The sequence below is a fragment of the Sphingosinicella sp. genome, assembly GCF_052387495.1.
Classification (GTDB): Bacteria; Pseudomonadota; Alphaproteobacteria; order Sphingomonadales; family Sphingomonadaceae; genus Allosphingosinicella.
In genome coordinates this window covers 1-7,316 of the sequence record NZ_JBQTJC010000036.1, presented here as the reverse complement: position 1 = coordinate 7,316, position 7,316 = coordinate 1, and the positions used below count along the sequence as shown (strand labels likewise).

General features: G+C 68.7%; 10 protein-coding genes. 5 read left to right on the top strand and 5 right to left on the bottom strand.

Features of this window, described 5'->3' with window-relative positions:
- From ACT4N8_RS02335 to ACT4N8_RS02325, 3 genes are all read left to right on the top strand, one after another.
- Positions 1 to 226 (top strand): ClpXP protease specificity-enhancing factor SspB (locus ACT4N8_RS02335; protein WP_444856528.1); only part of this gene is annotated, 226 nt, incomplete at its 5' end.
- Between the two features lie 112 nt (positions 227 to 338).
- Entirely contained in the window at positions 339 to 1,730 is a 1,392-nt protein-coding gene (gene fumC, locus ACT4N8_RS02330) for a class II fumarate hydratase (protein ID WP_444856529.1), read from the top strand.
- A 448-nt stretch (positions 1,731 to 2,178) separates the two neighbouring features.
- A complete protein-coding gene (locus ACT4N8_RS02325; protein ID WP_444856527.1) occupies positions 2,179 to 3,291 on the top strand; it encodes a DUF418 domain-containing protein in 1,113 nt (370 codons plus the stop codon).
- Here the strand turns inward: ACT4N8_RS02325 and ACT4N8_RS02320 are convergent.
- Together ACT4N8_RS02320 and ACT4N8_RS02315 are read right to left on the bottom strand one after the other, a co-directional pair.
- Positions 3,288 to 3,860, bottom strand: coding sequence for a DUF2585 domain-containing protein (locus ACT4N8_RS02320; RefSeq protein ID WP_444856526.1), 573 nt, complete (start codon positions 3,858 to 3,860; stop codon positions 3,288 to 3,290). The two genes, ACT4N8_RS02325 and ACT4N8_RS02320, sit on opposite strands and share 4 nt — an antisense overlap.
- Positions 3,857 to 4,393 carry a DUF1697 domain-containing protein gene (locus tag ACT4N8_RS02315; protein WP_444856525.1) on the bottom strand — a complete coding sequence of 179 codons (537 nt, stop codon included), beginning with the start codon at positions 4,391 to 4,393 and terminating at the stop codon, positions 3,857 to 3,859. The genes ACT4N8_RS02320 and ACT4N8_RS02315 overlap by 4 nt, the downstream gene beginning before the upstream one ends.
- 72 nt (positions 4,394 to 4,465) lie before the next feature.
- Here ACT4N8_RS02315 and gmk point away from each other — a divergent pair, with 72 nt between their 5' ends.
- Positions 4,466 to 5,095 carry a guanylate kinase gene (gene gmk, locus ACT4N8_RS02310; protein ID WP_444856524.1) on the top strand — a complete coding sequence of 210 codons (630 nt, stop codon included), beginning with the start codon at positions 4,466 to 4,468 and terminating at the stop codon, positions 5,093 to 5,095.
- 62 nt (positions 5,096 to 5,157) lie between these two features.
- Positions 5,158 to 5,739 (top strand): hypothetical protein, encoded by a 582-nt coding sequence (locus ACT4N8_RS02305; protein WP_444856523.1) that lies wholly within the window; start codon positions 5,158 to 5,160, stop codon positions 5,737 to 5,739.
- Here ACT4N8_RS02305 and ACT4N8_RS02300 read toward each other — a convergent pair.
- Genes ACT4N8_RS02300 through ACT4N8_RS02290 form a run of 3 tightly spaced genes read right to left on the bottom strand, consistent with a single transcriptional unit; the run spans position 5,736 to position 7,299 of the window.
- Positions 5,736 to 6,416: an ATP12 family chaperone protein gene (locus ACT4N8_RS02300; protein WP_444856522.1), complete on the bottom strand. Its 681-nt coding sequence runs from the start codon at positions 6,414 to 6,416 to the stop codon at positions 5,736 to 5,738. The genes ACT4N8_RS02305 and ACT4N8_RS02300 overlap by 4 nt on opposite strands.
- Positions 6,413 to 6,643, bottom strand: coding sequence for a hypothetical protein (locus tag ACT4N8_RS02295; RefSeq protein WP_444856521.1), 231 nt, complete (start codon positions 6,641 to 6,643; stop codon positions 6,413 to 6,415). The genes ACT4N8_RS02300 and ACT4N8_RS02295 overlap by 4 nt, the downstream gene beginning before the upstream one ends.
- Positions 6,640 to 7,299, bottom strand: coding sequence for an HAD-IA family hydrolase (locus ACT4N8_RS02290; protein WP_444856520.1), 660 nt, complete (start codon positions 7,297 to 7,299; stop codon positions 6,640 to 6,642). Before ACT4N8_RS02290 ends, ACT4N8_RS02295 begins: the two co-directional genes overlap by 4 nt.
- Between the last annotated feature and the right edge of the window lie 17 nt (positions 7,300 to 7,316).

Genomic DNA, 7,316 nt, shown 5'->3' with positions numbered 1-7,316 from the left:
GTTCGAGGTCGGCCTGAGCTTCAACCAGGCGCCGGCCAAGCTCACCATCCCCTTCTCCGCGATCACCGGCTTTCACGACCCGGAAGTCAATTTCCAGCTTCAGTTCCAGGCACAGGATGACGACGGCATCGACAATTTCGACGCGCCCGAGAATGACGAGCCGGCCGCGGCGCCGATCGAGGACGGCTCCAACGTCGTCTCGGTCGATTTCAAACGGAAGAAGTGACGCTATAGCGTCATCCCGGCGCAGGCCGGGATCTCGATGAGACAGGTCGAGACCTAATTGTCTTGAGACCCCGGCCATCGTCGGGGCGACGCAAGGGGGCGAAATGAGCTCGATCACCACCACCCGCACCGAGACGGACAGCTTCGGCGGCATCGAGGTCCCGGCCGACGCCTATTGGGGCGCGCAGACCCAGCGCTCGATCGAGAATTTCCCGTTCGGCCATCGCGAGCAGATGCCGATCGAGATCATCCATGCATTGGGCTTCGTGAAGCAGGCGGCGGCGCGGGTGAACGCACGCGAGGGCGGGCTCGACGCCAAGCTCGCCGAGGCGATCCAGCAGGCGGCGGGCGAGGTCGCGGCGGGCGTCCATGACGATCAGTTTCCGCTCGTCATCTGGCAGACCGGCTCCGGCACCCAGTCGAACATGAACGCCAACGAAGTGATCGCCGGCCGCGCCAACGAAATTTTGGCTGGGACTCGGGGCGGCAAGGAGCCGGTTCATCCCAACGATCATGTCAACAAGGGCCAATCGTCCAACGACAGCTTCCCGACCGCGATGCACGTCGCCGCGGCGCGCTCGGTGCACAAGCGGCTGTTGCCGGCGCTCGGCATCATCCACCGCAAGCTGCAGGAGCAGGCGGCGGCCTGGGACCGGATCGTCAAGATCGGCCGCACCCATTTGCAGGACGCGACGCCGCTGACGCTCGGCCAGGAATTCTCGGGCTATGCCTTCCAGATCGAATCCGGCATCGCCCGGGTCGAGGCGGTGCTGCCGCGGCTCCACCAGCTCGCTCAGGGCGGCACCGCGGTCGGCACCGGCCTCAACGCGCCGAGGGGCTTTGGCGAGAATTTCGCCGCCGCCATCGCCCAGCTCACCCAATTGCCGTTCGAGACCGCGCCCAACAAGTTCGAGGCGCTCGCCGCGCACGACACTCTGGTCGAGCTCTCCGGCGTCCTCAATGTGATCGCGGTCAGCCTGACCAAGATCGCCAACGACATCCGCCTGCTCGGCTCGGGCCCACGCTGCGGGCTCGGCGAGCTCAAGCTGCCCGAGAACGAGCCCGGCAGCTCGATCATGCCGGGCAAGGTCAATCCGACCCAGTGCGAGGCGCTGACCATGGTCGCCGCCCAGGTGATGGGCAATCATGTCGCGGTGACGATCGGCGGCCTGCAGGGCCATATGGAATTGAACGTGTTCAAGCCGCTGATCGGCGCGAACGTGATCCGCTCGATCAACCTCCTGTCGGACGGCATGGAGAGCTTCACCGAGCGCTGCCTCGCCGGCATGGAGCCGGACGAGACGCGCATCGCCGATCTCATGAACAAGTCGCTGATGCTGGTCACCGCGCTCGCGCCCGAAATCGGCTACGACAATGCTGCCAACATCGCCAAGCACGCCCACAAGAAGGGGCTGACCCTCAAGGAAGCCGGGATCGAGCTCGGCCTGGTCGACGAGGCCACGTTCGACCGGGTGGTGAAGCCGGAGCAGATGCTCGGGCGATAGGGGCGCTTGCCGGTCGTTCCGGCAGCCTTTAATCACGCGTCCGGGGGGACAATCCGATCGATAAGCGGAGCCCGCGCCGTCCGGCGCGACGATCCTTTCTGGCGCGCGTCACGGGCGGCCTCGCGCTCGGTGCCGCCGCGCTCGTAACCGGGTGCCGGGCGGCGCCGAGCGGGCTTACCGACTGCGACGACGGCGCCAATGCCGACCCTCGCAGCAACGGCCGCAGCGGCGAGCGCAGCGGCTTCACCGACAGCGACGGCGGCGCCAATGCCGATCGCCCCGGCTGCGGGCGCGGCGGCGCGGGCGCCCCGGTCACCGACAGCGACCGGGGGCGTTTGGCCGACCCGGCCGGGCGGGGGCGGGGCAATGCCGAGCGCTATTCCGACAGCGATATCGGCCTCGCCGCCGATCCGATCGGCCGCGGGCGGCGTCGCGGGGAGCGGCGGCCATGACCGCCGTCACCTCGCCCCCGCGCCTCGCCGGCATCGATCTCGCCCGCGCGGTCGCGATCTTCGGGATGATCACGGTCAATTTCCGCGCCGTCTTCACCGAGGAGGAGGCGCCGGAATGGCTGCTTCGCGCCGCCGAGCAGATCGACGGCCGCGCGGCGGCCCTGTTCGTCGTCCTCGCCGGCATCGGCCTCTCGCTGCTGACCCGCCGGGCGCGGCAGGCGGGCGATCCGGCCGCGCTTCGCGCCGACCGCATGATGGTGCTGCGCCGCGCGCTGTTCCTGTTCGTCGCCGGCCTCGCCTTCCGCGAGGTCTGGCGGTTCGACATCCTCCATTTCTACGGCGTCTACCTGCTCGCCGCCGCCTTCCTGCTCGCCGCCCGCGAGCGCTGGCTGGCGCTGCTCGCCGCGGCGCTGACGCTCGTTTTCCCTTTGCTCTATTTCATCCTGCCCGCTCAGTTCGGGATTCCGTTCTGGGACACGACCGACTCGCTCTGGCCGGACCAGATTGCGATCGACCTGTTCTTCCAGGGCTATCATCCGGTCGCGCCCTGGCTCGCCTTCCTGCTCGTCGGCATGATCCTCGGCCGCGCCGATCTCGCCGATCCGCGCCTGAGGCGGCGCTGGCTGATCGCCGGCCTCGTCCTGGTCGCGCTCGCCGAGGCGCTTGCCAAGGGCCTGCTCGATCTCGGCCTGCTGAAGCTCGGCTTCGAAGTTGCACCGCGCGCTACGGTCGAGGCGGCGGCGGACCTGTTCGGCAGCGATCCCTATCCGCCTATGCCACTCTTCCTCCTGGTCGGTCTCGGCTGGGCGCTGGCGGTGATCGCGCTTTGCCTCGCCGTCGCGGCTCGCTGGGGCGAACGGCGTTGGCTGCGGCCCTTCGTCCATGCCGGGCAGCTCGCCCTCACCATCTACATCTTCCACGGCACGGTCGGGGCGTGGCTGCCCCTCGCGTTCGGCTTCGACGAACCGCTCAGCCTCGCCTGGGCGCTAGCGTACAGCGCCCTCTTCTACGCGGCTTGCATCCTCCTCGCGACCTTGTGGCGCCGCCGCTTCGCGCGCGGACCGCTCGAAGCGCTGATGCGCGTCGTGTCGCGGCCCCGACGCGCCTAGGCGCCGCCCTGCCAGATTCGGATCGCGTCGATCGGGGCGACCAGCATCAGCACGTTCAAGGTCAGATTGTCGCGGATCACGATGAGGGTGAGAAGCTCGAAGGCCAGCGCCAGCGCAACCGTCGCCCACACCGGCAGCCGCCGCGCGATGCCGAAGCCGAGGATCATCCACAATACGTCCGCGGCCGAGTTGATCACGCTGTCGCCGCTATAGCCGAGCGCGATCGTTGCCTCGCGATAGCGGTCGATGATGATCGGGCTGTTCTCCAATATCTCCCACGCCGCCTCGATCACCACCGCGCCGATCAGCCGGTCTCCGGGCGGGTTGCGCCTCAAGAAGACCCAGCCGAGCAGGTAGAAGAGGAAGCCGTGGATGATGTGGCTCGGCGTGTACCAGTCGGCGAGGTGCTGGCTGTTGTCTGGCCCGTGCACCGTGCCGACCCAGAGCTTCACCGTCCCGCATTCGCAGATCGGGGAGCGCCCCATCCAGAGCAGGATCGCCGCCATCGCGCCGACCAGCGCGAAGGCGATCAGCCAATATTTGCGGGGGATGAGAGGGGCCTGGGTCATGCGGAAAGCATCTCCTCGAGCTTCGCGACGGTGCGGTAATTGCGGCTGGTCGCGGGCGAGCCGATCGCCTTGTCGATCAGGGCGGGGGTGAGCTTGGACGTGCCCGAGCCGTTCGGGAAATATATCCAGATCGCGTCGCCGGCGCGCTTCACCTGCTCGCCAGCCGCCGCCTTCGCCTGGATCGTCGCGACCGCGCCGTCGGCGGGCGGGCGCTTGGAAACCAGCATCAGCAGATAGTTCGGCGTCTCGCGCGCGGCGTCGGGGAAGGGGTTGGCCGGCGCGCAACGCCGCCATTGTGCGGCAGCGCGAACGACCACCGGCGCGTCATAGCCATAACCCTCCCGAATCGCATCTTCGAGCGCCGCCTCCAGCGCGTCCGGTTTCCCGTCGGCGGAAAAGACGACATTGCCGCTCTGGATATAAGTCGCGACCTCTCGCCACCCCAGCTCGCCGCAAAGCTCGCGTAGCTCCGCCATCGGCAGCTTGCGCCCGCCGACATTCACCGCCCTCAGCAACGCGACCATCCGCCCCATCGTCTCACTCTAGCGCGGATTTCGCCCGCGTCTCCCCTTGACGCACGCCCACCCCCTCCGCCACTAGCCCCCATGGAAATCGCAGCCGCCTTCCAGCGCCGGGGCCTCCTCTACGTCCTTTCGAGCCCCTCGGGCGCCGGCAAATCCACGATCGCGCGGATGCTGATGGCCTCGGACGACGGCGTCGCCATGTCGGTTTCCGCCACCACCCGCCCGATCCGCGACGGCGAGACCGACGGCGAGGACTATCATTTCGTCGACGACGCGCGCTTCGACGAGATGGTCGCGAACCACGAATTCCTCGAATGGGCCCATGTCTTCGGCCACCGCTACGGCACGCTCAAGGCCGAGGTGATGAAGGTGATCGAGGGCGGCCGCGACGTCCTCCTCGACATCGACTGGCAGGGCACGCAGCAGCTCAAGCAGGTCGATCCGGACATCGTCCGCGTCTTCATCCTGCCGCCCTCGATGGCCGAGCTGGAGCGGCGGCTGCGCAACCGCGCCACCGACAGCGTCGAGGTCATCCGCCGCCGCATGGAACGCGCCGCCGCCGAGATCAGCCACTGGGCCGAATACGACTACGTGCTGATCAACAACGACGCCGAGAAGTGCCGCGAGCTGGTCCACAACATCCTCAAGGCCGAGCGGCTCAAGGCGACGCGCCGCGTCTTCCTCCACGATTTCGTCCGCGAGCTGGTCTGAAGCCCGTTCCCACCGCCGTTACCCTGGTCTAATCTCCCGCCAAACAGACAGGGAGACACATCATGGTCCGGATCGTCATCGGCGCGGCCGCCGCGGCGCTCGCCATGTTCTTCATCGGCTTCATCTTCTACGGCCCGCTCGGCCTGCTCGATCTCGGCGTCGGCGATCTCAGCGATGCCCAGGCCGCCGCGGTTCAGCAGAGCCTCGCCGCCAACCTGCCGCACACGGGCACCTATTTCGTGCCCTATGCCGAAGGCTCCGCCGCCCAGACGGTGATGTACGGCCAGGGCCCGATCGCGACGATCCACTACAACACGCGCGGCTTCGCGGCGGTGGACACGGCGACGCTCGTCACCGGGCTCGGCTTCAACTTCCTGATCGCGCTGTTCATCGGCCTCGCTTTGCGGGGCATCGACGATCGGGTGACGGATTTCGCCTCGCGCGCCCGGCTGGCGATCATCCTCGGTCTCGCCGGGGTCGCCTACACGCACTTGAGCGAGCCGATCTATTACCATCACGATTGGCCGCACTTCGTCTACATCTTCGTCGCCGACGGGCTGATGCTGGTCGCGGCCGGGCTGATCCTCGCCTGGATCCTCCCCGGCCGCACCGCCGCGCCGAAGGACGCGCCGACCGACGTCTAGAGCAGGGTCAGGAAGCGGTAGCCCGCCTCGAAATCGTGGCGCCGCGCGGCCAAGGCGCGGACGGCTTCCTCGTCATCGCCCCATTGCTCGATCTGCCAGAGCTCGTCGAGCATCGCCGCCTCCCAGGCGGTGTCGAGGTCGATCGCCCCCTCGGCCAGCGCCAGCGCGACGATCAGCGAGCCGCCCACCGTCACCAAAGGCGACAGCCCGGCGAGCGCGAAGGCGTCGCGGGCGAGCACGGCCTGGGTGAGCTGGTCGACCGTGTCGCGCGGCTGGCGGCGGTGGACGATTCCGGGGGCGATGACGAAATCCACGTCGTAGCGCCGCCGCGCCCAGGCGAGGATCGGGTCCCAGCGCTCCGCCTGCCGCGCCGCCAGCTTCGCCGGCCCCTCGGCGCGGTAGCAGAGCAGGTCGCTCTCGCCGAACACCGCAAGCCCGCGCGCATAAGCGTCCGTGTCGGGCGCGATCCGGTCGATCGCGGCGTTGGCGAGGCCGGTCATCGGCATCGTACGCGGGTCGATCGTCTCGCCCTGCGCGTCCCATTCCGCCGCGATCGCCGCGGCCAGTTCCGGCGTCGGCGCGGCGAGATCGGCGCGCGAAGGCGTCCTCACCGGCTTACCGTCGAGCAGGATGCGCCCGTCCCCGGTCGCTGTCGCCGCCTTGTAGAATCGCCTCACGGGCCGGGCGGCGTGCGCCAGCGCCGCGCCAGCCAGAGCGGCGCCCAGAAGCTCGCCGCCAGCCCAACCAATGCGAGCGGGAAGCCAAGGATATGGCCGCCCTCGACGAGCACGTCGCTCTGCCACAGCAGCACGCCGAGCAAGGCGACCACGGTGCCCCCGATCCGCGCGAGCTGGATCATGATGAAGCGGTTGCGCCACATGGCGACATCTTGGGGTTCGTTCATACCAGGGCCTTCGTCAGCTCGAGAATCTCTTGCGGGGTCTCGACGATATGGTGCGCCCCGGCGCGTCTTAAATCCTCCGCGTCGTGATAGCCCCAGCCGACCCCGATCGCGGTCACCCCAGCGGCCCGCGCCATCGCCATGTCGAAGCTGGTGTCGCCGATCATCAAAGTGCTGTGCGGCGCCGCCCCCGCCTCGGCCATCGCCGCCTCGATCATCGACGGGTGCGGCTTGGAAGGGTGGCGGTCGGCGGTCTGCAGGCTGACGAAGCGCGCCCGAAGCCCGTGATGTTCGAGGCAGAGCGCGAGCCCCCGGTCCGATTTGCCGGTCGCGACGCCGAGCAGCCAGCCCTCGGCATCGAGCGCCTCGACCAGCTCGGCCATGCCCTCGTAAAGCGGCTCCTCGTCCAGCCCCCGCGCCCGCATCGCCTGGAAGGCCAGCTTATACTCCTCCGCCAGCGCGACATGCCGCTCGGGCGCGGCCTCCGGCAGCATCGAGCGCATCGCCTCGATCAGGCTCAGCCCCACCACGCGCCGCGTCCGCGCATCGTCCGGCCGCTCGAGCCCCGCCGCGGCGAAGCATTCCGCCATCGCCGCGCAGATATTGTGCTGGCTATCGACCAGAGTCCCGTCGCAATCGAAGATCGCGAGCCGGTTCACCTAAAATCCTCCCCCGG

What these genes read in the sequence shown, in the direction of transcription:
- ACT4N8_RS02325 (WP_444856527.1), top strand. Translation starts at nt 2,179, where the DNA reads ATGACCGCCGTCACCTCGCCCCCGCGCCTCGCCGGCATCGATCTCGCC.
- ACT4N8_RS02320 (WP_444856526.1), bottom strand. Translation starts at nt 3,860, where the DNA reads ATGACCCAGGCCCCTCTCATCCCCCGCAAATATTGGCTGATCGCCTTC.
- ACT4N8_RS02315 (WP_444856525.1), bottom strand. Translation starts at nt 4,393, where the DNA reads ATGGGGCGGATGGTCGCGTTGCTGAGGGCGGTGAATGTCGGCGGGCGC.
- gmk (WP_444856524.1), top strand. Translation starts at nt 4,466, where the DNA reads ATGGAAATCGCAGCCGCCTTCCAGCGCCGGGGCCTCCTCTACGTCCTT.
- ACT4N8_RS02305 (WP_444856523.1), top strand. Translation starts at nt 5,158, where the DNA reads ATGGTCCGGATCGTCATCGGCGCGGCCGCCGCGGCGCTCGCCATGTTC.
- ACT4N8_RS02295 (WP_444856521.1), bottom strand. Translation starts at nt 6,643, where the DNA reads ATGAACGAACCCCAAGATGTCGCCATGTGGCGCAACCGCTTCATCATG.